The organism is Paenibacillus oryziterrae (genome assembly GCF_042610485.1).
Taxonomy (GTDB): domain Bacteria; phylum Bacillota; class Bacilli; order Paenibacillales; family Paenibacillaceae; genus Paenibacillus_AQ.
In genome coordinates this window covers 283,344-310,138 of record NZ_JBGJZO010000002.1, presented here as the reverse complement: position 1 = coordinate 310,138, position 26,795 = coordinate 283,344, and the positions used below count along the sequence as shown (strand labels likewise).

At 48.9% G+C, this 26,795-nt stretch carries 26 protein-coding genes; 20 read left to right on the top strand and 6 right to left on the bottom strand.

What is annotated here, in order from left to right; translation table 11 throughout:
• Positions 1-42: 42 nt before the first annotated feature.
• The gene (locus ACAN55_RS03800) at positions 43-165 is read left to right on the top strand and encodes a hypothetical protein (RefSeq protein WP_379128294.1); all 123 of its coding nucleotides are present in this window, start codon (positions 43-45) and stop codon (positions 163-165) included.
• Positions 166-188: 23 nt separating this feature from the next.
• On the top strand, positions 189-452 hold the full coding sequence (locus ACAN55_RS03795) for a hypothetical protein (RefSeq protein ID WP_379128291.1): 264 nt from the start codon (positions 189-191) through the stop codon (positions 450-452).
• 70 nt (positions 453-522) lie between these two features.
• Here the strand turns inward: ACAN55_RS03795 and ACAN55_RS03790 are convergent, their stop codons facing one another.
• Positions 523-1,389 carry an HAD family hydrolase gene (locus ACAN55_RS03790; RefSeq protein ID WP_379128289.1) on the bottom strand — a complete coding sequence of 289 codons (867 nt, stop codon included), beginning with the start codon at positions 1,387-1,389 and terminating at the stop codon, positions 523-525.
• A gap of 226 nt (positions 1,390-1,615) precedes the next feature.
• Between ACAN55_RS03790 and ACAN55_RS03785 the strand changes: the two genes are divergently transcribed.
• A complete protein-coding gene (locus ACAN55_RS03785; RefSeq protein ID WP_379128287.1) occupies positions 1,616-2,857 on the top strand; it encodes a DUF445 domain-containing protein in 1,242 nt (413 codons plus the stop codon).
• A 76-nt stretch (positions 2,858-2,933) separates the two neighbouring features.
• Here ACAN55_RS03785 and ACAN55_RS03780 read toward each other — a convergent pair whose 3' ends face one another.
• The 3 genes from ACAN55_RS03780 to ACAN55_RS03770 all read right to left on the bottom strand — a co-directional run bounded on the left by ACAN55_RS03780 (position 2,934) and on the right by ACAN55_RS03770 (position 5,471).
• Positions 2,934-3,260, bottom strand: a complete 327-nt coding sequence (locus ACAN55_RS03780; RefSeq protein WP_379128284.1) for a P-II family nitrogen regulator — start codon at positions 3,258-3,260, stop codon at positions 2,934-2,936.
• Positions 3,261-3,434: 174 nt separating this feature from the next.
• Positions 3,435-4,574 (bottom strand): glycosyltransferase family 4 protein, encoded by a 1,140-nt coding sequence (locus tag ACAN55_RS03775; protein ID WP_379128281.1) that lies wholly within the window; start codon positions 4,572-4,574, stop codon positions 3,435-3,437.
• A 75-nt stretch (positions 4,575-4,649) separates the two neighbouring features.
• The gene (locus tag ACAN55_RS03770) at positions 4,650-5,471 is read right to left on the bottom strand and encodes a hypothetical protein (RefSeq protein WP_379128278.1); all 822 of its coding nucleotides are present in this window, start codon (positions 5,469-5,471) and stop codon (positions 4,650-4,652) included.
• Between the two features lie 237 nt (positions 5,472-5,708).
• Here ACAN55_RS03770 and ACAN55_RS03765 point away from each other — a divergent pair, with 237 nt between their 5' ends.
• From ACAN55_RS03765 to yfcE, 5 genes are all read left to right on the top strand, one after another.
• A complete protein-coding gene (locus tag ACAN55_RS03765; RefSeq protein ID WP_379128275.1) occupies positions 5,709-8,789 on the top strand; it encodes a PAS domain-containing protein in 3,081 nt (1,026 codons plus the stop codon).
• Positions 8,786-9,403, top strand: coding sequence for a C39 family peptidase (locus ACAN55_RS03760; protein ID WP_379128272.1), 618 nt, complete (start codon positions 8,786-8,788; stop codon positions 9,401-9,403). The genes ACAN55_RS03765 and ACAN55_RS03760 overlap by 4 nt, the downstream gene beginning before the upstream one ends.
• Before the next feature lie 113 nt (positions 9,404-9,516).
• Positions 9,517-11,469 carry a type I pullulanase gene (gene pulA, locus ACAN55_RS03755; RefSeq protein ID WP_379128270.1) on the top strand — a complete coding sequence of 651 codons (1,953 nt, stop codon included), beginning with the start codon at positions 9,517-9,519 and terminating at the stop codon, positions 11,467-11,469.
• Between the two features lie 390 nt (positions 11,470-11,859).
• Positions 11,860-13,341 (top strand): glutamate synthase subunit beta, encoded by a 1,482-nt coding sequence (locus ACAN55_RS03750; RefSeq protein WP_379128267.1) that lies wholly within the window; start codon positions 11,860-11,862, stop codon positions 13,339-13,341.
• Between the two features lie 130 nt (positions 13,342-13,471).
• Complete coding sequence (gene yfcE, locus ACAN55_RS03745; protein WP_379128264.1) at positions 13,472-14,014, top strand: phosphodiesterase; 543 nt, start codon at positions 13,472-13,474, stop codon at positions 14,012-14,014.
• A gap of 216 nt (positions 14,015-14,230) precedes the next feature.
• On the opposite strand, the gene ACAN55_RS03740 is transcribed toward yfcE, so the two are convergent.
• Positions 14,231-14,401 carry an aspartyl-phosphate phosphatase Spo0E family protein gene (locus ACAN55_RS03740; RefSeq protein WP_379128262.1) on the bottom strand — a complete coding sequence of 57 codons (171 nt, stop codon included), beginning with the start codon at positions 14,399-14,401 and terminating at the stop codon, positions 14,231-14,233.
• Between the two features lie 302 nt (positions 14,402-14,703).
• Positions 14,704-16,092, bottom strand: coding sequence for a transcriptional regulator (locus ACAN55_RS03735; RefSeq protein WP_379128259.1), 1,389 nt, complete (start codon positions 16,090-16,092; stop codon positions 14,704-14,706).
• Between the two features lie 277 nt (positions 16,093-16,369).
• Here ACAN55_RS03735 and ACAN55_RS03730 point away from each other — a divergent pair, with 277 nt between their 5' ends.
• The 12 genes from ACAN55_RS03730 to ACAN55_RS03675 all read left to right on the top strand — a co-directional run bounded on the left by ACAN55_RS03730 (position 16,370) and on the right by ACAN55_RS03675 (position 26,672).
• Complete coding sequence (locus ACAN55_RS03730) at positions 16,370-17,398, top strand: agmatine deiminase family protein (RefSeq protein ID WP_379128713.1); 1,029 nt, start codon at positions 16,370-16,372, stop codon at positions 17,396-17,398.
• Positions 17,399-17,423: 25 nt separating this feature from the next.
• Complete coding sequence (gene aguB, locus ACAN55_RS03725) at positions 17,424-18,299, top strand: N-carbamoylputrescine amidase (protein WP_379128256.1); 876 nt, start codon at positions 17,424-17,426, stop codon at positions 18,297-18,299.
• Between the two features lie 144 nt (positions 18,300-18,443).
• Entirely contained in the window at positions 18,444-19,205 is a 762-nt protein-coding gene (locus tag ACAN55_RS03720) for an SDR family NAD(P)-dependent oxidoreductase (protein ID WP_379128253.1), read from the top strand.
• 126 nt (positions 19,206-19,331) lie between these two features.
• Complete coding sequence (locus tag ACAN55_RS03715) at positions 19,332-20,144, top strand: basic amino acid ABC transporter substrate-binding protein (protein ID WP_379128250.1); 813 nt, start codon at positions 19,332-19,334, stop codon at positions 20,142-20,144.
• 313 nt (positions 20,145-20,457) lie between these two features.
• The gene (locus ACAN55_RS03710) at positions 20,458-21,105 is read left to right on the top strand and encodes an amino acid ABC transporter permease (RefSeq protein WP_379128248.1); all 648 of its coding nucleotides are present in this window, start codon (positions 20,458-20,460) and stop codon (positions 21,103-21,105) included.
• Between the two features lie 15 nt (positions 21,106-21,120).
• Positions 21,121-21,843 carry an amino acid ABC transporter ATP-binding protein gene (locus ACAN55_RS03705; RefSeq protein WP_379128711.1) on the top strand — a complete coding sequence of 241 codons (723 nt, stop codon included), beginning with the start codon at positions 21,121-21,123 and terminating at the stop codon, positions 21,841-21,843.
• A 207-nt stretch (positions 21,844-22,050) separates the two neighbouring features.
• Positions 22,051-22,497 carry a tellurite resistance TerB family protein gene (locus tag ACAN55_RS03700; RefSeq protein WP_379128245.1) on the top strand — a complete coding sequence of 149 codons (447 nt, stop codon included), beginning with the start codon at positions 22,051-22,053 and terminating at the stop codon, positions 22,495-22,497.
• Between the two features lie 121 nt (positions 22,498-22,618).
• Entirely contained in the window at positions 22,619-23,215 is a 597-nt protein-coding gene (locus ACAN55_RS03695; protein ID WP_379128242.1) for a TerD family protein, read from the top strand.
• A 30-nt stretch (positions 23,216-23,245) separates the two neighbouring features.
• Positions 23,246-23,821, top strand: a complete 576-nt coding sequence (locus ACAN55_RS03690; RefSeq protein WP_379128240.1) for a TerD family protein — start codon at positions 23,246-23,248, stop codon at positions 23,819-23,821.
• Positions 23,822-23,880: 59 nt separating this feature from the next.
• The gene (locus ACAN55_RS03685; RefSeq protein ID WP_379128237.1) at positions 23,881-24,462 is read left to right on the top strand and encodes a TerD family protein; all 582 of its coding nucleotides are present in this window, start codon (positions 23,881-23,883) and stop codon (positions 24,460-24,462) included.
• Positions 24,463-24,602: 140 nt separating this feature from the next.
• Positions 24,603-25,901, top strand: coding sequence for a TerD family protein (locus ACAN55_RS03680; protein ID WP_379128234.1), 1,299 nt, complete (start codon positions 24,603-24,605; stop codon positions 25,899-25,901).
• A 27-nt stretch (positions 25,902-25,928) separates the two neighbouring features.
• Positions 25,929-26,672 (top strand): TerC family protein, encoded by a 744-nt coding sequence (locus ACAN55_RS03675; protein WP_379128232.1) that lies wholly within the window; start codon positions 25,929-25,931, stop codon positions 26,670-26,672.
• The last annotated feature ends 123 nt before the right edge of the window (positions 26,673-26,795 follow it).

Genomic DNA, 26,795 nt, shown 5'->3' with positions numbered 1-26,795 from the left:
GCAAGTTTGAAAGAACTCCTTATGTCGAGGGGTTCTTTTTTTATGGAGAAATGTGATTTACGGAGTTTGGAGCAGTATGCACAGGGTGCCGGGGTAGTCCAGAATTTCTACAATTGTATTAACGGAAGCGGACCTGCCGTTCCCGGAGAATTCAACATTTCGTAAGCAAAGAGAGGGGCAACACGAAGATGAAAAGACAGTTCACCATCATCACGCTCAGTATGATGCTGCTGGTTGGCATGGCCGGATGCGGCAACAATGCGGCGGCAACAGCGGAAGCCGAACCCTCCGGTATGCCGGAGAAACCGAAATCGCTTACGATCTGGCCGAGAAATGCGGAGCTCTCGGGTGATCTGGAACAGGTTGTATCGGGGCTTGTACAGGCGGCGGATGAACTCAGCCGTTTTACGGGTATTTTTGCCTCCGGTGAGCAGTCTTCACGCGTCGGTTAATGTTCTGTTTCAGGTACAGCCAACTGGAGGAAACATGCGCCGCGCTAGACCGTTTTAGTATATTCGGTCATCACGTAGCCTTCTCCAGCAGGTGGCGGATTCCGGCTGCTACTCCATCCTCATTATTGCTCAGGGTTATGAAATCGCTGGTCTCCTTGAGGATGGGGGCGGCGTTCTCCATGGCAATACGGTATCCGGCGGCTTCAAACATCGGCAGATCATTATAGCTGTCGCCCATCACCGCGACTTGCTCCATCGGAATTCCATAATGCGCTGCAAGTAAGGTAACGCCTTGGCCTTTAGTGGCATCCCGGTGGTTAATTTCAATGTTGTTCTCATGCGAAGCCGTAATAATCATTCCGGGGATTGATGCGAACCGGGTTGAGGCTTCCTTCAGCAGATCCAGATTAAGCGAGAAGGCCAGCGCCTTATAGATGATATTCTCCTCCTTGCTCCATACTTCTTCCATGCTCTCCACATAGGTTACCGCAGCCTGTTGGAATTGCTTCTCCACAAGCAGTTGGATAATCCACTGCACATTCTCCGGTACTTCACCTTCCTCTCCGGATGCAAGCTTCTCCAGCCGGACTCTTTTATCCAGCTCCACATATACATTGTCTGCAGTATAAACTTCGTAATACAGCTCAGGAATTTCATTCATCCAGCGGAGGGCGGGAATTAAATCTTCTTTGTTCAAAGGGGTGCTTGCCGCCACAGTATGGTCCGCGAGGGTTACCGCTGCACCGTTCAGACTGACAACCGGACAACTCAAGTCAGCCAACCGCAGCGGACGCTCGGCGTCCATATACGAACGCCCCGAGGCAATGGCGACAATATGTCCAAGGCTCTGGGCGTGAACAATCGCTTCCCGGTTGCCCGGGCTGATCGCGCCGTCCTCATTTAGCAGAGTTCCATCCATATCCAGTGCAATCAACATCTTCGTATGCTCCTCTCAGGGGGTAGTGTGTGTTCAGGGGAAAACTGTTCTTTGTATGTTATCACTATTTTTTCTGAAAACCAAAAAGATTTCATAATAATGAGCGTAAAAATGAAAGCCTTCCGCTGAGGAAGAACGAGATTATTTTTAGAATGGGGATTGGTCGTGGTACAATGTGTGTCATGAAGATGAAGAGTAAGCTGTATGACGTAAGGGGGAATCATAAGTGAGATCTAAACACCTGGCTAGTATATCCCTCGCCTTGATGGCGTGCGGGTTTCTGGTCACTTTATTTCTGCCGGAGAATCTGGCTGTCATTCTGCTGAGAGGCGGCTTTGAAGCAGGGCTGGTAGGCGGGATTGCCGACTGGTTCGCCGTCACTGCATTATTCCGTCATCCTATGGGTCTGCCCATTCCGCATACCTCACTGCTGCTGAAGAACCGTGACAAGATTGTTCAATCCCTCATCTCAGCGATGGAGAATGAGCTGCTGAACAAAGAAAGCATTGAGAAGAAGCTGCGTAATATCCGGATCGTCTCCATCGGCTCTGCGCTATTGACCCGGCTGTTCGCCAGAAAAAAAGCGCGGATCGAAATGCTGGAGCAGGCAGCCGCATTTATCGAGCGGCTTCCGGCGGAGCAAGCAGTGCCGTATCTGCAGAAGGTAATAGCGGGATATGTCCGTGAGGCGGATCTTGGTACTGCAGCGGATTCAATCATTACCAAGCTGATGAATGAAGGTAAAGATTCCGCGGCGCTTGATTATGCACTGGAGCAGGCATCTCTCTGGAGCGGGCGCTCAGAGACGCGGGCCATGTTAGGCAAGCTTGCTGCCCGGAAGCTGGCTGAGGTGAAGCTTGGCGGGCTGAAAGGGATGGCGTTTCAGGCATTTGTCGGGTTCATGGATGAAGAGATGCTGGGAGAAATGCTGCAGGGAATGCTGGTCTCCGGCATCCGTGATTTCCAGGAGGAAGACAGTCCGTACCGGGATGAGATCATCCGTGAGCTGCGAGTGGCGATATTCCAGCTGGTGAATGACGAGAAGCGTGTGGAAGGACTGAAGGACTGGCTGCTTGGAGAGCTTCAGGGCGACACGGCTTCTGAATTCCTGATAGCCCGGATCGAAGAGCTGCGTGGTAAAGCGATATCTCTGCTGAAAGAGGATCGGGGGCGCGGTGGCCGTAAGCTGTTTTCTCTATATGCCCTAATTGCGCGCCGTATTGGCAAGGAGCAAGCGTGGATACAAAGCTGGGAAGAACGGATTCGTGCTTCGCTGATTACGTTTGTGGAGAAGAATCATTACCGGCTTGGTCTGCTGGTTAAAGAGAATCTGGAGCAGATGGATGATGCCAGCCTGGTGAACATGCTGGAGGATAAGGTTGGTAAGGACCTGCAGTGGATTCGTGTCAACGGGGCGCTGTGCGGATTTGTAGTCGGACTTGTGCTGACGATAATCCAGATGGTATAGATAAGAACAAAGGCAGCGAAGCATGCGCCGGATGGGGATAGTCCATACCGGCAGCAGATCTTCGCTGCCTTTGTTATTACAACTGGCTTTTACCGTTGCTTATCGTATAGGCTTCAAGTACGGGCAATACGAATATTTTGCCGTCCCCAAACGAGCCGTTATCCCCAGTTTTGGCCGTTCTCATAATGATACTGAGCACATCCTCTTTCTCTTCGTCATTAATAACGATCATCAGCATTTTCTTGGAGATCTGATTATAGTGGTTGGTCCCCACCTGTATGCCTTTTTGCTTGCCGCGCCCCAGAAGGTCCATCTTACTGATTGAAGGGAATCCTGCCAGCATAAGCTCTGCCATGACCTCATCTGCTTTCTCCGGCCGCACAATGGCTTTAATCATCAACATTACAACAACACCCTTTCTACGAGTAATAATGTGTGTAGGAATATTGCCAAATTCATGGTAGCAGGATCCATAGAACTCAGTGATTATATGGCAACGCTTACAATATAAGTGTAAGTCTGTTTAAGGCAGATTTAAGTGAACAACGTCACAAAAGTCGTTGTACACTCTGTCGCATTAATGGGATGAAAGGGGCTGGTCTTGTGCCTCTTGCCTGTGCGGAAGGAGTCTTTGATATATCGATTCCAAATGGAATGCGGTGTGGCTCCAGGCAAAATTCCGCAGCGCATCCTCCCGGCCTTGGGACCCTATACGTCTGGCTAGTTTGGGGCTGCGCCCCAGGCGCAGGAGATAGGTGGAGAATACGCGGGGCTCACGGTATCTATCTACCAGGTACCCGTTGATGCCGGAGACGATAATTTCCCGGATTCCACCATTATTTGATGCAATAACAGGCAGCCCGGAAGCCATCGCCTCCACGTTGACCAGACCGAAGGATTCATGCCGCTGTGAGGGACAAACGAAACAGTCCGCAGCCTGATACAGCTGATGAATCTCCTCGTGGGAGACATTACCGAGGAAGGTTGACGGCACACGGAGTTGCCGAGACAATTTCTTCAGGCGCCGTACATAATCCGGTTTGCCTCGGCCTGCAATAATCAGCCGGACAGGCAATTGTCCGCGGAGTGTATGAACTGCCCGAATCAGGAGCGGAACTCCCTTGCGCGGAATTAACCGGCCTACGAATAGCACTGTAAAGGTTTCAGTCGGAAGCCCGTAGATCCGGCGCAGGCGCAGGCGTTCTCCCGGATCTACGGGTGTGAAGCGGTCCAGATCCGCTCCTAGAGTTACGACGCGTATATCCTTTACCTTGCGGGGGAACCGCCTAGCGAGCCTCCGTTCCAAGGAGCGGCTGTTCGCAATAATCAGGCTTGCCCGATCTAAACTAAGGGCCGTTGCCGGCGTATCCGGAACAAAAGTAAGGGAATGCAGGAACAGAACCACCGGAATATGCGGGATGCGGGATTGTACTGCAGCCATGAGGTGGGGGCGGTTATCCACCTGAATGATATCGAAGATGCCATGCTCGACATAACTTATAACGGAGCGCAGGTAGACGGACGGGCTGTCTGCAGGCAGCCGGACAATATGTACGCCTTCATGCTCGGTGACAAGGGGTAAACCGGGTATCCTCCGGCTTACAAGTGTTACCTTGTGCCGCAGCGCCAGCTGCCCGGCAATCGCCAGCATACAGATTTCCACGGAATTACTCCCCGGAACCGCGAATTGCTCCGGTGCGATCATGCAAATATGCATCGTCATTCCTCCCAGACCCACAGATGTCTTTTTCCTACCATATGCGAGTACTCAGGCTAAAGACACATCGTAGAATCAGGAACCCATCTGGCTTCTGGTCTTTTCGATGACTGAGGTCACCTTCTGCTCCAGTGACACTATTCTTTGTTTGCTCGTAGCGATCTGACGAAGGATCGAGATCATCGAGGTGAGCGACTGCGCTGCAACATTAGCATTGGGCTTGCGGATGGATGACTTAAAGCCAGTCCATTCCGCCGAGAGCCTGGTGTTCAGGGCAGAAGCTACGCTCTTCTCCGTTTTAATTGCGTTCTGACTGCTTTCGATGGCGGCCAGTGTCTGGCGGGCAGAGGAAATTTTCTTGCTGCGCACCTCCTTGGCGGCTTTTAGAACTGTGTCCTTGCTGCGGATGTCCTCCCGTGCCAGCTGCACCATAATTTTCATGGCATCTGCCTGGGACTGCAGCACTTTATTCAGCGTCTTGTCCTTCAGACCTTTAGCGATGCTGATCCTACGGTTCAAGGAGCTGTATTGGTCAAATAACGGCTGTTGGCGGTCTTTGAAGCTTTTCGTTTGAGCTTCCAGCTGTTCTACCTTAGCTTTATCTATCTCCCGGATATCCCTGCGGATAATGGTTAAGGCTTGCTCATTGTCAGCATGCAGCGTCCGGATCATTTCTTCCCGGTGATCATACTGGGTCTGAAGCATGGCCAGTTCAGCGTACAGATCCTTTAACTTTCCTTTCATAGAAGGCTCGGCTGTGGCCGCTGTTTCGTCAAAGGAAGCTTTGATGGCCGGCGTTAATTGGATTACGGAAGCGGCAAGACTCTGAGCAGGGAGCAGTGTAACCATAATGAGCGTTAGCATTAATCCGGTAAAATATTTTACTTGAGCTCTCATTCTATATATCCTCCTTGATGATCCGGCCCCAAGACGGCAAAAAGCACCCGCAGCAAGGCGAAAAAAGCCTTGTTTACGGGTGCTTCCAGCGTAAAGGTTCACGGAATCCTATTTATCAAAACTATAGATCATACTGGGTTTACAGTCAATATTTACTATCTACACTTCGGCTAAGTCTTTTTAAAGTTTAATTAGGCGCGGATTTTTTTCCAGTTCGACTTGGCGTATACTTGTCTCATGGAACGTCTGCGAAGGAGTGTTGATATGGAAGGCACTGCAGCAATGGAGGATTGGACGAAGGGCAATAGAATTCTGGATAGGGCATTTACGATGTCGCCTCTTGGCATGGCTGTGCTGTCTTCAGACGGGGAGCGCTGGATAAAGACAAATTCCGCTTTGAATTATATGCTCGGCTATTCTTCGGAAGAACTTCAAGACCATTTTTTCAGTGAGGCCCAAAAGGGCCCTAAAGGCAGTGAGTTCCCATCATTCCTTGAGGTTCGCAGAGCGCTAGACGATGCTCCCGGAAGCACCTGCGAAACGGAAAAGACCTTTGTCAGCAAACAGGGGCTGCAGATCTGGTTGTCACTTGTATACTGTCTAGCTGAACCGGATGAACTTGCGTCCCCGGTGATTATGTATGCTCAGAACATTACAGACCGGAGAGTAACCGACCAATTACAGGTTAAGAGCAGGGATCTCTACAGGCTGGTCCTGAAGAGTGAACAGAATATTATTACCCTCACTAAGCCTGACGGTACAATCAGCTTCGTGTCTGCTTCGATTGAACACCTGCTGGGATTCAGACCCGAAGAGGTCCTTGGAACCCAGCGGTTTAAATATTATCATCCCGAGGATACCTCGAGTATACAGAATCCCGATGATTTTTTGACAAGGGAAGGTACATTTATCCGGCGCATCCGGCATAAAGAGGGCCATTTTATTTGGTTCGAAACCTCGTTTCAGGTCGTGCGGAATGAGCAGGGCGAGATTACTGCAATTTTGGCATTTGGCCGAAATGTAACAGACCGCAAGAAAAGTGAGGAAGCTCTGGCCACTGCACAAAGGGTGGCAAAAATCGGTTCATGGATATGGGATCTGACTACGGGCAGACTATCTTTCTCTAAAGAGATCCGCCGAATGCTTTTATACTCACTGGAAGCATCTGACGTACGCTATGAAACTTTCAGGCAGCTCGTCCACCCGGAAGATGTTTCGTATGTGGATGAGGTAGTGGAGAAGGCGGTCGGCCGGGGTGAATCGGGAGAGACCACGTACCGGCTGGTTCTGCCGGAAGGTCCTACGCTTGCGGTTCACATACAGTGGGAAGTAGTAACGAGTCCTTCCGGCCAGCCGCTTCAGCTTATCGGAATGATGCAGGATGTTACGGAGCGCATGCAGATGGAGAAGCAGCTTCGGGAGAGTGAACGCAATTACCGGCACATCTCGGAGAGCTCACTGGATCTCATTAGTCGTCATGCCATTGAGGGCAGCGTTTTTATCTATTGCTCACCCGCCAGCAGGAGGCTGCTTGGTTACGAACCGGAAGAAATGCTGGGAACTAGTGCTTACAGTTATCTGCATCCCGATGATCTCCTGCGTGTGGAAGGTTTGATAGAGACGAGCAAGGAGACGCGGGTTATTCCAACGATCTCCTATCGTTATTTGCGCAAGGATGGCTCCTATATCTGGCTCGAAACGACAAGCCGCTATATCTATGATGAAGCTGGAAACGTTCAGGAGATTCTGGCAACTGCCCGCGATATTACGGAGCGTAAGGAATTTGAATTGAAGCTCAAGGAGAATGAGCAGCGATACAAATCCTTGTTTGAATATAATCCATCCGCCGTGTATTCGATGAGTTTACAGGGAGATTATTTAACCGCAAACTCTAATTTGGAGAGGCTGACCGGCTATACATTGGAAGAATTGATCGGAATGTATTTTGGCCCTGTGGTGCATGAAAAAGACATAGAGCGTACGCTCCATCACTTCAAGCTGGCCAGTCAAGGTTATCCGCAAAGTTATGACTTGACGCTTATTCATAAAGACGGGCATGAGATTGAAATCAATACAGTTAATATTCCAATTGTTGTTGATGACAACGTGGTTGGTGTGTACGGCATTTCCCGTGATATTACAGAACGGATACGGTACCTTGCTGAAATCGAGAAGCTCAGCCGGGAATATACCCTTATTTTGAATTCCGTTTCTGAAGGGATCTTTGGCGTAGACACCGACGGAACAGTAACCTTCATCAATCCTGCCGGAGCAATGATGCTTGATTTCGAATACGGCGGAAGAATGGGACAGCCTTATATGTACAACATTAGACAGACTGCTTCTGCCGGTTTAACCTCCCCATCCGGGGAGTCGCCGCTCATGAGAGCGGTTTCTGAAGGTATAGCCTACCAGAGCAAAGATGACGTGATTTGGCGCAGGGATGGCTCCAGCTTTCTCGCCGAATATCAGGTGACACCATTGTTAGACAAGGGTGAACATAAGGGGGCGGTGGTGGTATTCCGAGATATTACGGATGAGAAGGAGATTATCCGGGCCAAGGAATCCGCAGAGAAGGCAGATCAGGCAAAGTCGGAATTTCTGGCGGTAATGAGCCACGAGCTGCGGACACCCATGAATGCAATCATTGGGATGTCGGATTTATTGTCAGGGACGGAGCTTGATGAAGAACAGCGAAGCTATTCGGATATTATCAGCAAGAGCAGTGCTTCCCTGCTCACTATTCTCAATGAGATTCTCGACTTCAGTAAGATTGAAGCAGGTAAAATGATGTTGAATCATGAGCCTATCTGCCTTCAGTCGCTATTGGATAGTGTAACCGACTTGTTCTCGGCCAAAGCGAAGGAGAAGGGTATCCGTCTTTCTTGTTATGTAGAGGAAGAGGTGCCGGATTTGTTGATGGGCGATGCGGCAAGATTGCGCCAGGTACTGATTAATCTCGTCAGTAATGCTGTCAAGTTCACGGAGGAGGGCAGTGTTCTAATCCGCGTGGAAAAAGATCCGTTGTCCCGTCCCGGGATCAGTGTGCTGAAATTCCATGTTACGGACACCGGAATTGGCATTCCGCAGGACAAGAGGAATCTGCTCTTTCAAGCCTTCTCCCAGCTGCATTCCGCTATTAACCGTAAGTACGGTGGAACGGGATTGGGTCTGGCCATCTGCAAAAAACTGGTGGAGTTGATGGGAGGTGCAATTGCGATGGAGGAAAGACCCGAAGGCGGCTCCGATTTCTATTTCACCCTGCAATTCAAGCCAGGCGACCAGCCATGCACAAATGGACAGGGGATAGAGTCATGAGCCCTACCATCAAAAAACTTCAGGTTGAACCGTATACCCAATGGGCTGCAGGGGTGGTCTCCCCATCCTCTGCCTGCGGGCCGACGACTATGGCGGCCATGGCGGAATACTGGAATACAAGGCAGAACCTGGCCTTTATTCGCGGAAAAAGTCATTTTCATTCCAAAGAAGCGCATATTAATTATATATACCTTCATCACGGGGGAGCCCCTTGGGGAATGAGTGTACGAGGCTTCATCAGAGGCCTGAAGAAATATATCGGTGCTTTCTCCGGACCGCGAGACGGGTATCGCCGGGATTTCCCCATCATTACATTTAATGATTTCGGTCGGTATAAGGCAGAGATCGATGCCGGACGGCCGATAGCAGTCAAATTCGACAAATGGTTTAGCTTTCACTGGAAAGGGCAGTATGCCTTTGATTATCACTGGGTGCTGGGAATCGGATATGAGGAAGAGGGGAGAATGCAAAAGCTGATTGTTCTGGATAATGGAACGAGGACTGTGGACCATGGTTATACGCCCAGCCAGGAACGCTGGATTGATTACAACCGTAACAAACCTATTGTAACGATGATAGGATTGAGTATTGAAGAAACTCCGGAGCCGCTGTGATGAAAGAGAAACAGAGCAGTCTTTTTCTTTAAACATATGATTCAAACGTTTGCACTAGCGGTTCAAAACATACTATAATGCCTCTTAATAAGAGGTAAAGGGGATCGATGGTCGTGTCGGTACAAAAGGAAATGGACGAACCGATTTATTACGGGGATAGCATAGCACCTCGCGTTTCAGTCTTCGCACGGGATTTTGATGATTTATTCCGATATGACGGTAATGACCTGGGACTCTCCTATTCCCAGAGCGTATCGTCTTTCCGGCTATGGGCGCCAACGTCGCAGGAGGCGGAAGTCGTATTGTACCCTTCCTGGAACGGTGAAGCACAACGCAGGCTGCCATTGGCCCGGGATATCCGGGGAACCTGGACCCTGACGGTTCCAGAAGATCTGGAGGGCCTGTTCTATACATACCGCGTGCGTATCGGAGAGCAGTGGAATGAGGCGGTTGATCCGTATGCGCGGGCAGTAGGAGTGAACGGGGACCGGGGAGCCATCATCGATATGCGGAAGACCGACCCGGAACATTGGAATGAGGATAAGCCTCCTCTGGAAGATCCTGTGGACGCTGTGATCTATGAACTGCATCTTCGTGATTTGTCCATTCATCCGGCCAGCGGGATTAGCCATGCGGGAGGTTATCTCGGGCTCGCCGAGGAGGGGACGCGGGGGCCTGGGGAGATCGCAACCGGTCTCGATCATATCGCCGATCTCGGAGTAACCCATGTACAGCTTCTGCCTATCTATGACTATGCGACGGAAAGTGTCGATGAGACAAAGCTCGACCAGCCGCACTACAACTGGGGATATGATCCGAAGAATTACAATGTGCCTGAAGGCTCCTATGCCAGCGATCCCTATCTTCCGGGAGTGCGTATCAATGAGCTGAAGACACTGATTCAGAAGCTGCACGACCGGGGACTCCGCATCATTATGGATGTCGTATACAACCATGTGTATGACGGCTATCGTGTGAATTTCACCAAGCTGGTACCTGGTTATTATTTGCGTTATAAGGCTGACGGAAGCTTGTCGAACGGCTCTGGCTGCGGCAATGATTGTGCGACTGAACGTGCGATGATGTCGCGGTTTATCGTAGATTCCGTACTGCATTGGGTGCAGGAGTACCATTTGGACGGTTTCCGGTTTGACCTGATGGGACTGATGGATATCGGCACAATGACGGAGATTCGCCGACGTCTGGATGAAATCGACCCATCGATTCTGACCATTGGTGAGGGCTGGGTAATGGGGACAGAGCTGCCTGAGTACCAACGGGCCAATCAGAGCCATGCTAATCAGCTGCCGGGAATCGGCCATTTTAACGATGGATTCCGTGATGCGGTTAAAGGTAATATTTTTCTGCATGACCAGCGGGGATTTATCAGCGGCGGAATTGGTTTTGAACGTAATGTGAAGATAGGAATTGCCGGAGGAATCTATTACGCGCCAGGCATGGGGCAGTATGCCCAGGAACCGCAGCAAGCCGTCAATTATGTTGAGTGCCATGACAATCACACCCTGTGGGATAAACTTCTGCTATCCGCTAAGACAGAAAGTGAAGAGGAACTTCGTGCGATGCATCACCTTGCATCAGCTATTATGCTGACGAGCCAGGGGATTCCTTTTATTCATGCTGGCCAGGAGTTCATGCGCACAAAGGATGGTGTGGAGAACAGCTATAAATCACCGGTGGAGATCAATTGGATGGATTGGGAACGTTGCGCCATTCATACAGAATCTGTGGAATACATGAAGAAACTGATTGCCCTGCGCAAAGCCCATCCTGCGTTCAGGCTTCGAACCGCAGATGAAATCCGCGACCGGCTGATATTTGAAGAAAGTCCGGATCATTCTGTTGCCTACACGCTCCGCAACCATGCAGGAGGTGACTCCGCTGAGCATTTATATGTGCTGTACAATGCCAACCCGGACGGTGTGGTCCTTGAGTTGCCGCAGCTTGGAGAGTGGGGCATCCTGTTTGGAGAGGAACTGGCAGGAGGTCTTGAAAACGGCGTTTTATCGGTCCAAAAAGTCGGAATGATTGTGCTCGCAGTACAGTAATAACGGGAGTAGCTCATTTTGAAGATATTGTTTCTCTCATGGTGACATTATTCATTACAGAATTGAAATGCGGATGATAATATAAAGGCATTTCTTCCCCTATTCAAGCCGTACGAGAGCTTGGAACAGAGGTGGAGATGCCTTTTTTGCGAGATATAAGAAACTTAAGTTTCACACCGAAGATTAGCCTTATATTTTTTACGAGAAACGGAGGCCGTCCTTAAAAGTACGGCGAAGCCGTTTCTGCTTAGCTTATCGCTTCTCCGCTTTACAGCGGTATATCAAAAACGGCTGCTGCGATGGATTTTTGAGGTAGCCGGAGGCATAGCATGAGACAGCACCGCCTAACTTTCTGGCGGACCACTAAGATAGACTCGGAGGATGAAGGGCATGGGTAAAGCTACGGGATTTTTAGAATATCAACGTCAGACACCCGCGGAGTGCGCGACACTGGAGCGGATTAAGAACTGGGATGAATTCTCGGTACCGATGGAAGAAGAGAAGCTGCGTGAGCAAGGAGCGCGGTGCATGGACTGCGGAACGCCGTTTTGCCATGTAGGACGTTTATTATCAGGAATGGCTTCCGGCTGTCCTGTGCATAATCTTATACCGGAGTGGAATGATCTGGTATACCGCGGAAATTGGGAAGTTGCACTCAAACGGCTGCACAAGACCAATAATTTCCCTGAATTTACCGGACGTGTATGTCCTGCTCCATGTGAAGGAGCTTGTACGGTAGGTATGAACGGCAAGCCTGTAACCATTAAGTCGATTGAGAAGGCGATCGTGGACAAGGGTTTCGCCGAAGGCTGGATCAAACCTGAGCCGCCGCTTGCGCGGACCGGCAAGAAGGTTGCTGTTGTCGGCTCCGGTCCTGCGGGGTTGGCATGTGCGGCGCAGCTCAACAAGGCAGGGCACGCTGTAACCGTATATGAGCGGGCTGACCGTATCGGTGGACTGTTGACTTATGGCATTCCTAATATGAAGCTCGACAAGCAAACCGTGCAACGGCGGGTGGATCTGCTAGCTGCTGAAGGCATCACCTTTATTACCGGCACAGAGATCGGCAAACATATTAGCATGGAAGAATTGAAGGCAGAATTTGATGCAGTTGTGTTGTGTGGGGGTTCTACAACAGCCCGCGATTTGCCTCTGGAGGGCCGCAGTCTTTCGGGAATCCATCAGGCGATGGAATTCCTGACGCTGAACACGAAGAGTCTGCTGGATTCCAATCTGACCGATGGGCAGTATCTGTCGGCGGAAGGCAAGGACGTAATCGTTATTGGCGGTGGAGACACGGGTACGGACTGCGTAGCTACTTCTATCAGACATGGCTGCAATAGCGTAATCCAATTGGAGATTATGCCGCAGTCTCCTTTGAGCCGGCAGCCGGGTAACCCTTGGCCGGAATATCCGAAGGTGCTTAAAGTGGATTATGGTCAGGAAGAAGCTGCTTCCTTGTATGAGCAGGATCCACGCCGGTATCTGGTTTCGACGAAACGGTTCGCTGGTGATGCGGACGGAAATGTACAGGAAGTACACACGGTTAAGATCGAGTGGATGAAAGAGAATGGCCGGATGATTCCTGTAGAAGTGCCGGGCAGCGAAGAAGTGCTGAAGGCGCAGCTGGTACTGCTGGCTATGGGCTTCACCGGACCGGAAGAAACGGCGCTTTCAGAGCTTGGCATCGAGCGGGATGAACGTTCTAATGTCAAAGCAGAGTTCGGCAAGCAAATGACCAATGTGCAGGGTGTATTTACTGCAGGTGATATGCGCCGGGGTCAAAGTCTTGTGGTCTGGGCGATCAACGAGGGACGGCAGACAGCCCGTGAAGTAGACCGTTATTTAATGGGATCCTCCAACCTGCCTTAAGCATTCAGAGTAACGCGAAGCCATGCTGATTTTACGCGGGCGCTCTACGGGGCGTCCGTTTTGCTTTTCCTGCAGCGGCACAGTTAAAATAAGTTATATAGCAGAAATACAAATAGTGGAGGAACCTCATATGAAGCTTATGTTTATTTCCGATATTCATGGATCACTTTACTGGCTGGAGAAGGTGCTGGAGAAGGTAGAGGAGGAAAAGCCGGATCAACTGGTTTTTCTGGGGGATTTCCTGTACCATGGACCGAGGAATCCGTTGCCGGACGGATATGATCCGCAAGGAGTAGCCGCTAGACTCAATAAGGTTGCTTCAAAGATCATGGCGGTGAGGGGAAACTGCGATGCGGAAGTAGATCAGATGTTACTGGAGTTCCCGATGATGGGTGACTACGTCATGATCTTTCACGAGGGAAGACGCATTTATGCCACGCACGGACATGGCTTCAGCATGGAACACCTGCCGGCACTGCGGGAGAACGATATTTTCATTCAAGGACATACCCATATTCCGGTAGCAGAGCTCAAGGAAGGCATTTATGTGCTTAATCCAGGGTCAATCTCCCTGCCGAAAGGGAATTTCCCGAACAGCTACGGTATTCTGGATAATGGGGAGTTCACGGTTAAGGACTTCAATGGTAACCAAGTAAAACACATTAGGTTATGAAGATCCGGGTGTGAGCAGAATATTCTAATGGGGGAAGCTGTCAGTAGCGGGTTCCCTTTTTCTTGTGCAGCCCCATCCAAAGAATGGCGCCGACATTTAAACCGAGCAAGGTAATAACAAGAAGCGTCTGTTGCATCGTCAGTATTGCGAAGACAGGAATAAACATGGTATCCTCCATGACTCGATTTGTATGCAGTAGAGATGTGGCAAAGGCTATTAGCTAACCGCTATTTTATTAGAATGATATTGATTTAACAGCTTATCCAGTCTCATGGATTGTTCGATGACTTTGGGATGTGTCAAGAGGCCATACTTGTTTTGGGTTTGATGAAGTTTCTCCCGGGCTTTCTCCACACGAAGCAGAATGGTTTGCTGGTTAGCCGGCATGATATACAACCCCCTTCATGTAATATTATAGTATAAGGTGTCAAAATATGGGGTTGTAAATGATTGGCAGTGAGTTCGTTTATTCAGTGTTTCCCGCAAAAGAAGGCGCTCCCGGATTAATCGGGAAACGCCTTCTTTATTGTATACGCCTGGAGTATGTAATTCTTTCAAGTATTAGGGCGCAGACTAACCTGTGATTCTCTTAGCCGCCAGCACCATGAGTCATAAGCTGTAGTACTGCTTGGTTCTGATCAGAGTTACTGCTGGATGCGTTTACTGGAATCGCAAAGACGAGAAGGATACTAACTACTGCCAGTAATAAAGCAATCTTTTTCTTCATTGATCCGTTGCACCTCACTAATTAGATTTGTATATCTTTGTTTGTGATTCGGGGCTGCAAAGTCCCGATATTTCTCAAACAATCCCACACATCTTACGATGCTGGAATTACTTCTAATTGTAGCAGATAATTCCAATGATCCCAATAAATAATTGAAGCCATCTTCTAATTTTTCTTGTCCAAAATAATACATGGCTAATTCAGTAAGAAATTGTGTATATCTATCACTAGTTAGTTGAGGATTGAATTTGCCCAGACGGCTGTATTGATCTCTATAGCTCATATGTTTCTTGAACCGATGAAGGATATCATCGACATTAATCTTGTAGCGGTTGGCTGCTTGTGTAATTTTAAAGAGGGCAAGGAATATTTCATTCTCCCGCGATTCGAAATAGTTAACGTAGTCGGGGAGCACCTCTACTTGTCCTGCCATTAAGCGATAAAGAAGCGTATTGGCCGTCGACCACTCTTTAAATTGCTCTATGACCCGTTCTTCTTCTTCACTTACAGGGTAGGTTATCCAGCTCATATCCGAATAGAGTGAAGCATAGGAGAGTGCCTTCATATAGTCACAGTATTCATCTGAAACTAGAGAATGGAGTAGATAACCATATAAAATATAGTAAATAAGTGGACGGACGGTGCGTTTCAGTACCTCCGCCTTACCCCGGTTTTTATATTGAATAGTAGCCTTGTTGACTAATTGCTCAGCCAATTCACTCACTTTGTCCCATCTGTGCAGTGATGCGAAGACATCTGCTAAATGCTTCAGTGCATCGAGTTGATCAGCTTCATCTAACCGCTCAACAAATGGCTCAAATTGGTTAGCGGCGCGCAGGTTAACGTCCTGGCAATCACAGAGGGCGAGCGTGAACAACCGGTAATGGCATAGCGCCAAGCGTTCGGAATGCTGAAGCTTCTCTCCTTCGGCTACATTTTCATAGAGAAGGGCTGCGGCTGTACGGTATCCTTCAGCCAGTAAATCCTCGGCCATATCAAACAGCAGAGGAGAATACATAAGATTGTCCATCACATGTTGAACAATGCGCTGAATGGAGTCAAGCTTGTCCAGTTCCGCACACCTGTGCAGTAGTGGCCCGATCCGCCGCCAATCGGTAGTGCCTTCTATGATGTAATTGTCTATATACCGTTCATAAAAAGCGCCTTCCGGCTGTCCCATTCCCAGAGTAATCCGGTCAAGCTGATGCATGGCAATGGGTCGGCGTCCGTGGATAATATTGCTGAGAGTCCCGGAATGGAGGCCGGAGCGCTCGGCGAATTGTGTCAGCGTCAATGTCTCTTGCTTCAGATAATCTTCCAATTCTGCCTGTATCGTGGATGAGAGACCCAATTCAATATCAACTCCCGTGTTGAGAATCCATATTTTAGAATAATATTCCTTTTATTATCATGCTGAATAATCCGGTGGTCAATATCTTATATTCGTCGTAAATATGAATTTTATGTTATTAATACAAGAAAAAACCTGAAATGCTTGTGGAGATCTGGTTATTTCCTGTCGACTATTGCTGTCGGGCAATTGAGCCCACCCCTATATTATTGTATGATGGGAGATGGAGCTTTGGGGTAAGCTGGCTCTAAATTTAACAGTAAAGGTAGCTAACGAAATGTATCCTAGAGATTTGAACTATAGCATGCCGGCCGAATGGGCCGAACATGAACGTACTTTTATATCCTGGCCGGTGCAGGCATCCATGTGTTTCCCGGAAGATCATGAATCTGTATGCCAAGGGTATGCAGATATTATCAAGGCTATTGCTGAATTCGAGCCGGTAACGGTTGTGGTGAATCCGGAAGAGCTTGATGCCGTGGAACGTCTTATCGGAGGCCCGCAAGTAACGCTGCTGCCGGTTGAGCACAGTGATGCCTGGCTCCGAGATAACGGTCCCACCTTCGTGCTGGACAAGGAAGGCAAGCTGGCCGGGGTGAACTGGAAGTTTAACGCCTGGGGCGGCAAGTATTCCCCTTGGGATCTGGACGACAAGGTGGCTCCGCAAATCCTGGAGAGCCTTAAGGTTGCCCAATTTGATGCACCGCTTGTTATGGAAGGCGGCTCTATTCATAGCGATGGAGAGGGTACACTGCTGACAACCGAGGAATGCCTGCTGAATACGAATCGTAATCCGGAGCTTGGCCGCGGAGATATTGAAGATTATGTTCGCAAGTACACGGGAGCAGAGCAGATCATCTGGCTGAAGCGTGGCCTCAGCGGGGATGAAACCGATGGTCATGTCGATAACATCGCCTGCTTTGCAGCACCAGGTAAAGTAATAATTCAAGTGTGTGACGATCCGCAGGATGAGAACTATGAAATTACGCAGGAGAATTTGAGCATACTGGAGAATGCTGTTGATGCCAAAGGCCGGAAGCTGGAGATTATCCAGATTGCCCAGCCACCGCGTGTGGATCATGAAGACAGCCGTCTGACGCTGAGCTACCTGAATTTTTATTTCGTGAATGGCGGCATCATCCTACCTGTATTCGGCGGCACTGCTGCTGAGACAGATAAGCTTGCGGAAGAGGTGTTAGCCGGCATATTCCCGGATCGCAGAATCCGTACGGTTAATGGAATGGCAGTCATTCGTGAAGGCGGAAATGTACACTGCACCACGCAGCAGATGCCTGCTGCCAAGTAACTTACTGCAAGGAGGAGACAACAACGTGAGAAAAGTTAAAGTAGCTGCCACGCAGATGAGCTGTACTGGCAACATTGAAGAAAATATCAAAAACGCCGAGACGCTTGTAAGAGAAGCTGCGGCACAAGGTGCTCAGATTATTTTGCTGCAGGAACTGTTTGAGACCCCGTATTTCTGCCAGAAGGAGAAATCGGATTATTATAGCTATGCCACAGAGTTGGAACAGAACAAAGCGGTGAACCACTTTAAGGCGGTGGCCAAAGAGCTGCAGGTCGTACTGCCGATCAGCTTCTATGAGAAGAAGAATTATGCGCGTTACAACTCATTGGCTGTCATTGATGCTGATGGAACCGTACTGGGCAAATACCGCAAAAGCCATATCCCCGACGGTCCTGGCTATGAGGAGAAGTTCTACTTCAACCCTGGCGATACCGGCTTTAAGGTATGGAACACCCGTTATGCCAAAATCGGCGTAGGCGTATGCTGGGACCAATGGTATCCGGAAGCGGCACGCGTTATGAGCCTGATGGGTGCGGAGATTCTTTTCTACCCTACAGCTATCGGCTCTGAGCCGCAGGACGGCTCCATCGATTCCAAGGATCACTGGCAGACCTGCATGCTGGGACATGCGGCAGCCAATCTGATTCCAGTCGTTGCTTCCAACCGTATTGGTGAGGAGAGCGACGAAGAGTCCAGCATCAACTTCTACGGCTCCTCGTTTATTGCAGGACCGCAAGGGAACAAGATTGTGGAAGCAGGACGGGATGAAAGAGCTGTATTGGTCAGCGAATTTGATCTGGACGCTTTGGAAGTGGGTCGGATTGAATGGGGGATCTTCCGCGACCGCCGTCCGGAATTGTATCGTCTGATTGCTTCGTATGACGGAGATTTAACGTTTTAAGAATGAATGAAGTTCCAGGCACCGGAGCTGCTGCAGGCAGCGCGGTTTCTTACAGGATAACGGGTACTGCCAAGCTGATAATGATCACTTGCGGTGCCCGTTTTTGTATAAATATAAGGGTTTAATAATTAGGAGGAATTCATGATGTATCCAACATTTGATCTGAACGGCAAAATCGCTGTTATTACAGGGGCAAGCATGGGAATTGGACAAGGGCTGGCCAAAGCACTGGCGAATGCGGGTGCCAAGGTGATTCTTTCTGCTCGCAGCGTGGACGCGCTGGAAGCTACTGCCGCAGAAATCCGCTCGGAAGGTAGAGAAGCAGAGGTCCGGCGGCTTGATGTTACGGACATTCCGCAAATTGGCGTTGTCATGAACGAGATCAGCGAAACGTTTGGCCGGATTGATATTCTCGTAAATAATGCGGGACTTGGCGCGAACCATGCGGCGATAGATGTGACTGAAGACGATTGGGACAGCATGATGGATGTGAATCTGAAGGGACTTTTTTTCTGCTGCCAGGCGGCGGGGAGAATCATGCTGAAGCAGGGCTATGGACGAATCGTGAATATGAGTTCCCAGGCCAGTGTGGTTGGAATTGTCGATCATGCGGTGTACTGCGCCTCCAAGGGAGGGGTGAATCAGTTGACGCGTGTGCTGGCGCTCGAATGGTCCCGGCATGGGGTTAATGTGAATGCGGTGGCTCCTACCTTCACCTACACGCCAGGAACTGCAGAGCGGCTCGATAACCCGGAATATTATCAGAACGTTGTGAAACGCATTCCTGCGAATCGTGTAGCCGAACTCCGGGACGTGGCAGGAGCTGTTATCTATCTGGCATCTCCGGCTGGAAATATGGTGACAGGAACTACTCTTCTGGTAGACGGGGGCTGGACTGCACAGTAAATGTTACAATCTATTGATATTATGTAACATTAACTAACATTGATGAGAAAACTTAATTGTCACCATCGCTTTAATCTGATAAAATCTCCTTAAGTTATTTTATAAATACGTGGGGGGAATCGGAGAATGATGAATAGAAAGAAATGGTTGATGTCAGGTTTAGTGGCATTATTATTGCTTGCGCTTGTGGGTTGTGGTTCAAATAATGAGAGCAGCGGCAATTCGGGCGGCGAGAAAATCATGTTTGCCAGTGACGCGAGTTATGCTCCGATGGAATATATGGATACCGACACAATCAAAGGTTTTGATATTGATTTCATCAAAGCGGTTATGGAAGAAGCGGGCATGAATTACGAGGTCGTGAATACGGGTTGGGACACCATGCTGACAAGTGTCAAGCAAGGCACAGAGTACAAAGCCGGAATTTCCTCAGTATCCATTACAGATGAGCGCAAAGAAACATATGACTATTCCATTCCTTATTTCGAATCTACTAACATGATCATGGTTAAAGAAGGCAGTGACATCAAATCCGCCCTGGATCTGAAGGATAAGGTAGTAGCGATCCAAGGCGCGACAACAGCAGATGATCTGATGAGCGGGATTATGGGTGTGGACAATACCAACCTGAAACGCTTCGATAGCAACGCAGTAGCACTGATGGAACTGGATGCCGGTGGGGCGGATGCGGTAGTAGCCGATATCGCGATCGTGCGTGAATACATCAAGAACAATCCGGACAAGAAATTCGTAGGCATCGTGGATCCTGACAACTTTGGTTCTGAGTATTACGGTATCCTGTACCCTAAAGGCAGCGAGCTGAAAGCCAAGCTTGATCCGGCAATCAAGGCCATTATGGATAACGGCAAGTACGCTGAAATCTACAAAACATGGTTTGGCGAAGAACCAAATATGGATAACCTGAAGAGCGCACAGTAAGCAAGAGTGACAATAAAGCATGCGTAATGATAGCTATTGCGCATGCTTCTTTTTTTAACTGCAACAAAAAAAGAGAAAATTAAGATGCACTTGAAACTCAATGCTGAAAGGGATAAACGTAGGTGAAGTTTGGAACTGTAGGAGCGGTAGCGACCGCCTTTGTCACCGGATGTTATCCGCGAAGAGCGGTACAATCAGAAACATCCGGGGACAACAGCGGCCGAAAGTCCAAACATTCACCGAAGTTAAGCCCGTTGCCAGCATGATAGAGTCAATGTTCATCTTAAACAGCAGAAGAGAAGGGAAGAGTACTATGGATTTTAGATTTGACATCATCGGGCATTATTTACCGGTCCTATTCAGGGGCACCATGCTTACCATCGGCATCTCTGTGGTTTCCATTTTATTTGGGTCTATTCTGGGTCTTGGGATCGGCTTTGGCAAAATGGCACCCAAATGGTATTTTCGCTGGCCTTTTCACTCTTACATTAACTTCTTCCGGGGCACTCCGCTCTATGTGCAGATCCTGATTGTGCACTTTGGGGTGATTCCGCCGTTTTACGGGAAGACGAACGCGCTGATGACCGCTTTTGTCGCGCTTTCGCTTAATTCCGCGGCGTATTCCGCCGAGATCTTCCGCGCAGGGATCCAGTCTATTGATGTGGGACAGAGGGAGGCTGCGCTGTCGCTGGGTATGACGAAATGGCAGACCATGCGCTTCATTATTCTCCCCCAGGCGATCAAACGGATGGTTCCAGCCTTCGGTAATGAGTTTATCGTGCTGGTGAAGGATTCATCACTGCTCGCGCTGGTGGCGGCACCGGAAATCATGTATTGGAGCAACACGATGAAAGGCCAATATGCACGGATCTGGGAGCCTTACCTGTCTGCTGCACTCATTTATTTCATTCTTACGTACTCGCTCAGCAAGCTGCTGAATTATGTTGAACGGAGGATGTAACCCGCTATGGAACCTATGATTTCTGTGAAAAAGTTGCATAAAGCGTTCGGCAGCCACACCGTGTTAAGCGACATTAATGTGGATATATATAATGGTGAGGTTGTAGTTGTCATCGGACCCTCAGGATCGGGGAAATCGACATTTCTGCGCTGCCTGAATCTGCTGGAGCAGCCGCAGGGTGGAGAGATTCTCATCGAAGGCACCTCGCTTATGGATAAGAACACACGTATTAACGATATCCGCACCGAGCTGGGGATGGTATTTCAGCAGTTTAACTTGTTTCCGCACAAGAAGGTCATCGAGAACATTATGCTGGCCCCGGTTCAGGTGCGGAAGTGGACGCCGGACAAAGCGCGCCAAAAGGCGTTGGAGCTTCTCGATAAAGTCGGTTTATCCGAAAAAGCGGAGGTATATCCGGCTTCGCTCTCCGGCGGCCAAGCCCAGCGGGTGGCGATTGCCCGGGCGCTTGCAATGGAACCGAAGATCATGCTGTTCGACGAACCCACCTCAGCGCTCGATCCTGAGATGGTCGGGGAAGTGCTGGCAGTGATGAAGGACCTGGCGGCTGAAGGGATGACGATGGTCGTGGTCACACACGAAATGGGATTTGCCCGCGAGGTGGGCGACCGTGTCCTGTTTATGGAGCAGGGTTCCGTAGTGGAGGAAGGTACACCTGAGCAGATCTTTGGGAACCCGCAGCAGGAGCGCACACAGGTTTTTCTTTCTAAGGTATTGTAATGATATTCAAGGTTTTTTCAAACGATGGGCTCCTTCTTGGGGCCCTTTTTCCACAAAGTAGAATATTGTTTTTTTATGGGTTATATTAGAAGGGTAACCTGGTACAGGTACAGGGTGCCAGCGGAATGCAATTAGCCCGGATTAAAGAAGGGAGGCTCTGAAATAGTCTTTGATTATCATCCATTACAATGATAGAAGGAGAATACGATGAGCACATTTAAAAATTGGTTGAACACGACAAAAAACGGGTTGAATGATCAAGTCAAGAAGTTTAAAAATAAGGATTTTATGAACGCGATTGTCGCGGGCTGCGCCCTTGTTGCGGCGGCTGACGGTAAAATCCAGGATGCTGAAAAAAATAAAATGGCAGGATACATGAACCTGAGCAATGAGCTCAAGGTGTTTGACATGAGAGATGTTATTACGCAATTCAATTTCTATGTCAGCAATTTCGACTTCTCTCCGGAAATCGGCAAACAGGAAGCGCTGAAGGCGATCGCCAAATTTAGCAACAAGCCTGAAGTCGGCAGAGTTATTATTGCCGTATGCTGTGCCATCGGGGCAGCGGACGGGGATTTTGATGATAGTGAAAAAGCGATTGTACGGAATATCTGCAGTGTGCTTGGCTTGAGTCCGAGTGAATTCAGCCTGTAAGGCTCTTCTTGGAATTTCATAAATCATCTGAAACGTTATTGGGTTTCTGCCGTATCAGTGGTAAGACATCCAATCACCGGATTTCAGAGTCTGATAGTTTCAGAAATGGAGGTATATGAAGTTGGCTGGAATTAATCTGGTAAAGGGTCAGAAGATTGATTTGACCAAAGGCAATGCGGGACTTACGAAGGTAGTTGTAGGTTTGGGTTGGGACCCGGTTGAGGTAAAGAGCGGATTTTTTGGAACAAAGAAGCAGGCGAACATAGACTGTGACGCTTCGGCACTTCTGCTGAGTGAAGACGGCAAGCTGGCCAAGAAGACCAATCTTGTATGCTTCCATAATAAGCAGAGTGCAGATCAATCCGTAATCCACTCGGGGGATAACCTGACTGGAGAAGGGGATGGCGACGACGAACAAATCAATGTGAACCTGGCGGCTGTTCCTGCTGATGTACACAAGATTCTTGTTGTGGTCAACATTTATGATGCTGTGAACCGTAAACAGGACTTTGGTATGATCAAGTCAGCGTACATCCGGATCATGAATGCAGCGAATAACAATGAACTGATTAAGTTTAATCTCTCAGACAATTACAATGGTTTTACCGCGCTGATCTGCGGCGAGCTGTACCGTAACAACGGGGAGTGGAAATTCTCCGCTATCGGCGAAGGCAGTCATGCGGCGCATATTAACCAATTGGCAGAACGTTACATCTAAATCCAAATCGAAGAAGAGGGGTTTCTACTAATGGCAATTAATCTATCCAAGGGTCAAAAAATTGATTTAACTAAAACCAACCCGGGACTCTCCAAGATTACGGTTGGACTAGGCTGGGATACGAACAAATATGATGGCGGTAAGGATTTTGACCTTGATGTATCCGTATTCTTAACGAATGCTAACGGAAAAGTGGACAAGGAGACTAACTTTATCTTCTTTAACAATAAACAAAACGAGAACGGTTCTGTTGTTCATACGGGTGATAACCGTACAGGCGAAGGTGATGGCGATGATGAGCAAATCCAAATCGATTTGCTCGCCATTCCAGCGGATGTGGAGAAAGTAGCATTCACCATTACCATCTATGAAGCTGAACAAAGAAGCCAGAATTTCGGACAAGTCTCCCGTTCCTACGTGCGCATTGTAAATGATGCCTCAACTGAAGAACTGATCCGTTTCGATCTTGGCGAAGACTTCTCGATTGAAACCGGCGTAGTGGTGGGCGAACTGTACCGCAACAACGGCGAGTGGAAATTCAGCGCGATCGGCAGCGGCTATAAAGATGGATTGGCTGGTTTGACCCGCGATTACGGTCTGTCATAAGATTCCGCAGCATCCATGCTGCTTTTGCAAATTATCATTGATGAAAGAAGGTTAGGTCAGTGACGATCAGTCTTTCCAAAGGACAACGGATAGATCTTACCAAAACCAATCCGGGTTTGACCCGTGTGGTTGTAGGGCTGGGCTGGGATACAAATAAATACAGCGGTGGTCAGGACTTTGACCTTGATGCTTCTGCGTTTCTGCTGCATGAAGACGGCAAGGCCAAAGGGGCCGAGGATTTCGTATTCTATAATAATCCGACTGGTGGTGCAGGCGCTGTAACGCATACCGGGGATAACCGGACAGGTGAAGGCGACGGGGACGACGAGCAGATTATTATTGATTTCAGCATGGTACAGCCGCATATTCAGCGTATTGGCATTACGGTAACTATTTATGATTATGCCAGCCGTGCACAGAACTTCGGACAGGTATCCAATGCGTTTGTACGTGTTGTGGATGCATCTTCGGACCGTGAGGTTCTGCGTTTTGATCTTGGGGAAGACTTCTCCACAGAAACGGCGGTTGTCTTCTGTGAGTTCTACCGTCATGGGCTGGACTGGAAATTCCAGGCCATCGGCAGCGGGTTCGCCGGCGGACTTAGTGCGCTATGCAAAAACTACGGGTTAGACGCGCAATAACACCCAGAGGAGCGGGGTCGAAGTGATCCTGCTCTTTCTTTCAAATGAATTCTGCATATGGCATATTAAGGGCTCCACTTGGTGGAGCTGTTTTTGAACAAGTAACCTAGAAATCAGTTCCACTTAAAGGTGGTGCACACATGAGTATAAATGTAGTTAAGGGTCAAAAGGTTGACCTGACCAAGACTAATCCCGGCCTCAGAGAGCTTATCGTGGAGATCGGGTGGCAAGCAGCGCCTATTATGGAGATCGACAGCTCGGCGTTTTTACTCGGAGCCGAGGGGAAAGTAGCAAGAGATGAGGATTTAATATTCTATAATAATCCAGAAATGCCTTATATCAGATATAAGGATATACCGTCCTCCGGGACCACGAAGAAATTCGAGGTCGAGCTGGACAAGGTACCGGCTGCGATTCATAGAATCGCTTTTACACTTACGATTCATGAGGGAGAGAAACGCAAGCAGAGCTTCGGGCAAGTGGGGCAGGCTTATTTGCGGATCCTGAATGGACAAGGTTCGGAAATTGTCCGGTGTGATCTTGGAAATCATTTCTCTGTGGAAACAGCCATTGTGGCGGGAGAATTATATAGATACGGCGGGGAGTGGAAGTTCAGTGCTATTGCTGCCGGATTCTCGGGTGGTCTTCAGGCGTTATGCGGGAATTTCGGTATAGACGTTAGGGAAGAACCGACTCCGCCGGACACCTTGCCGCTGCCGGAACAGAAGCAGTCGTCTGGACCGCCACCGCAACCGATTCCGCGGGTGGAGATTCCTTCCCGTGAACCAGTAGCACAACCGCATGTACACACAGAAACCTCCGCGGCACCGCTGAATTTGAATCTGAAGAAGATCGAGCTTAAGAAGAAAGGCGATTCTATTAATCTGAAGAAATCTGCCGGCGGTCTGGGTGAAATTCTGGTCAACCTGAATTGGAATCAGAAACAAGGGCGCGGGGGTCTTTTTAATCGCAGCCGGGGAGTGGATCTCGATCTTGCCTGCTTATTCGAACTGAAGGATGGCCGAAAAGGGGTCGTACAGGCTTTGGGTAATTCTTTTGGCTCGTTGACCCAGCCTCCATACACCTCATTAGATGGCGATGACCGCACCGGAACAGTAACCACCGGGGAGAACTTAAGGATTAATGGAAGTAAACTGGCTGAAATCGAACGTATTTTGATTTTTGCTTTTATTTATGAAGGTGTTACCAATTGGTCCGAAGCGGATGGAGTAGTGACGATCAAGCAATCTGGCGGTCCCGAAATTATCGTCCATATGGACGAGCATAACAACCACAAGGGAATGTGCGCCATTGCAATGATCCGGAATGTGAACAATGAGACTTTTAGCATAGAGCGGCTGGTGCAGTATTTCAGCGGACATCGGGAGATGGACGAGGCCTATCATTGGGGCATGCGCTGGGTAGCTGGCAAGAAATAATTTGATTTGACGGAGGCGCGAAACATAATGGATTGGTTTTCTGATTTTTTTAGAAGTATCAGTGAGAACTATGGACATTTCTTCTCCTGGAGCGATGTGATGTCTACGTTGTCCGATCCTGTTAGCTGGGGGATTATCGGAAGTTTGATTCTGCTGGAGGGCTTACTCTCTGCGGATAATGCACTGGTTCTTGCTGTCATGGTTAGGCACTTGCCGAAAGAACAGCAGAAAAAGGCGTTATTTTACGGGATTCTGGGTGCGTATTTGTTCCGGTTCCTGGCAATCGGCCTTGGAACATTCCTGATTAAATTCACACTCGTTAAGGTTCTTGGCGCACTGTATCTTTTCTATATCGCGTATAAAGGAATATTTAAGGGCGGCGGCGAAGAAGGAGGAACCGAGAATAAAGGCACTTCTTTCTGGAAGACTGTCCTGCTTGTTGAATTAATGGATATTGCTTTCAGTATCGATTCTGTCGTTGCCGCGTTTGGTCTGAGTGATAAAGTGTGGGTATTGTTCCTCGGTGGTATTCTCGGCGTTCTGATGATGCGTGGAGTTGCACAGGTCTTCCTGAGACTGATCGAACGTTTCCCGGAACTGGAACAAACCGCTTTCCTACTCATTGCTATTATTGCCGGTAAAATGATGGCCGGTGCATTTGGATATGAAATGTCACATGTTGTATTCTTCGCTATTCTGATTGCCGTATTTATCGGAACCATTTTGTACAGTTCCGGCAAACGGAAAAGAGAAGCTAACAAAAACGCCTGATCCACGGGGATGTCTCAAGCAGACAAATGTAGTCAGGTAAATCGAATTATATAAGTAATAGTAAGCTTTCGTGTGTAGTGCAGAACCGGATACCGTCCCCGTGAGGACGGTATCGCTGGTTCT

What these genes read in the sequence shown, in the direction of transcription:
- ACAN55_RS03765 (WP_379128275.1), top strand. Translation starts at nt 5,709, where the DNA reads ATGGAACGTCTGCGAAGGAGTGTTGATATGGAAGGCACTGCAGCAATG.
- ACAN55_RS03690 (WP_379128240.1), top strand. Translation starts at nt 23,246, where the DNA reads ATGGCAATTAATCTATCCAAGGGTCAAAAAATTGATTTAACTAAAACC.
- ACAN55_RS03680 (WP_379128234.1), top strand. Translation starts at nt 24,603, where the DNA reads ATGAGTATAAATGTAGTTAAGGGTCAAAAGGTTGACCTGACCAAGACT.
- ACAN55_RS03715 (WP_379128250.1), top strand. Translation starts at nt 19,332, where the DNA reads ATGATGAATAGAAAGAAATGGTTGATGTCAGGTTTAGTGGCATTATTA.
- ACAN55_RS03675 (WP_379128232.1), top strand. Translation starts at nt 25,929, where the DNA reads ATGGATTGGTTTTCTGATTTTTTTAGAAGTATCAGTGAGAACTATGGA.
- ACAN55_RS03720 (WP_379128253.1), top strand. Translation starts at nt 18,444, where the DNA reads ATGTATCCAACATTTGATCTGAACGGCAAAATCGCTGTTATTACAGGG.
- ACAN55_RS03760 (WP_379128272.1), top strand. Translation starts at nt 8,786, where the DNA reads ATGAGCCCTACCATCAAAAAACTTCAGGTTGAACCGTATACCCAATGG.
- ACAN55_RS03740 (WP_379128262.1), bottom strand. Translation starts at nt 14,401, where the DNA reads ATGCCGGCTAACCAGCAAACCATTCTGCTTCGTGTGGAGAAAGCCCGG.
- ACAN55_RS03775 (WP_379128281.1), bottom strand. Translation starts at nt 4,574, where the DNA reads ATGCATATTTGCATGATCGCACCGGAGCAATTCGCGGTTCCGGGGAGT.
- ACAN55_RS03770 (WP_379128278.1), bottom strand. Translation starts at nt 5,471, where the DNA reads ATGAGAGCTCAAGTAAAATATTTTACCGGATTAATGCTAACGCTCATT.
- ACAN55_RS03780 (WP_379128284.1), bottom strand. Translation starts at nt 3,260, where the DNA reads ATGTTGATGATTAAAGCCATTGTGCGGCCGGAGAAAGCAGATGAGGTC.
- ACAN55_RS03750 (WP_379128267.1), top strand. Translation starts at nt 11,860, where the DNA reads ATGGGTAAAGCTACGGGATTTTTAGAATATCAACGTCAGACACCCGCG.
- ACAN55_RS03710 (WP_379128248.1), top strand. Translation starts at nt 20,458, where the DNA reads ATGGATTTTAGATTTGACATCATCGGGCATTATTTACCGGTCCTATTC.
- ACAN55_RS03705 (WP_379128711.1), top strand. Translation starts at nt 21,121, where the DNA reads ATGATTTCTGTGAAAAAGTTGCATAAAGCGTTCGGCAGCCACACCGTG.
- ACAN55_RS03790 (WP_379128289.1), bottom strand. Translation starts at nt 1,389, where the DNA reads ATGTTGATTGCACTGGATATGGATGGAACTCTGCTAAATGAGGACGGC.
- ACAN55_RS03795 (WP_379128291.1), top strand. Translation starts at nt 189, where the DNA reads ATGAAAAGACAGTTCACCATCATCACGCTCAGTATGATGCTGCTGGTT.
- ACAN55_RS03800 (WP_379128294.1), top strand. Translation starts at nt 43, where the DNA reads ATGGAGAAATGTGATTTACGGAGTTTGGAGCAGTATGCACAGGGTGCC.
- yfcE (WP_379128264.1), top strand. Translation starts at nt 13,472, where the DNA reads ATGAAGCTTATGTTTATTTCCGATATTCATGGATCACTTTACTGGCTG.
- ACAN55_RS03730 (WP_379128713.1), top strand. Translation starts at nt 16,370, where the DNA reads ATGTATCCTAGAGATTTGAACTATAGCATGCCGGCCGAATGGGCCGAA.
- ACAN55_RS03700 (WP_379128245.1), top strand. Translation starts at nt 22,051, where the DNA reads ATGAGCACATTTAAAAATTGGTTGAACACGACAAAAAACGGGTTGAAT.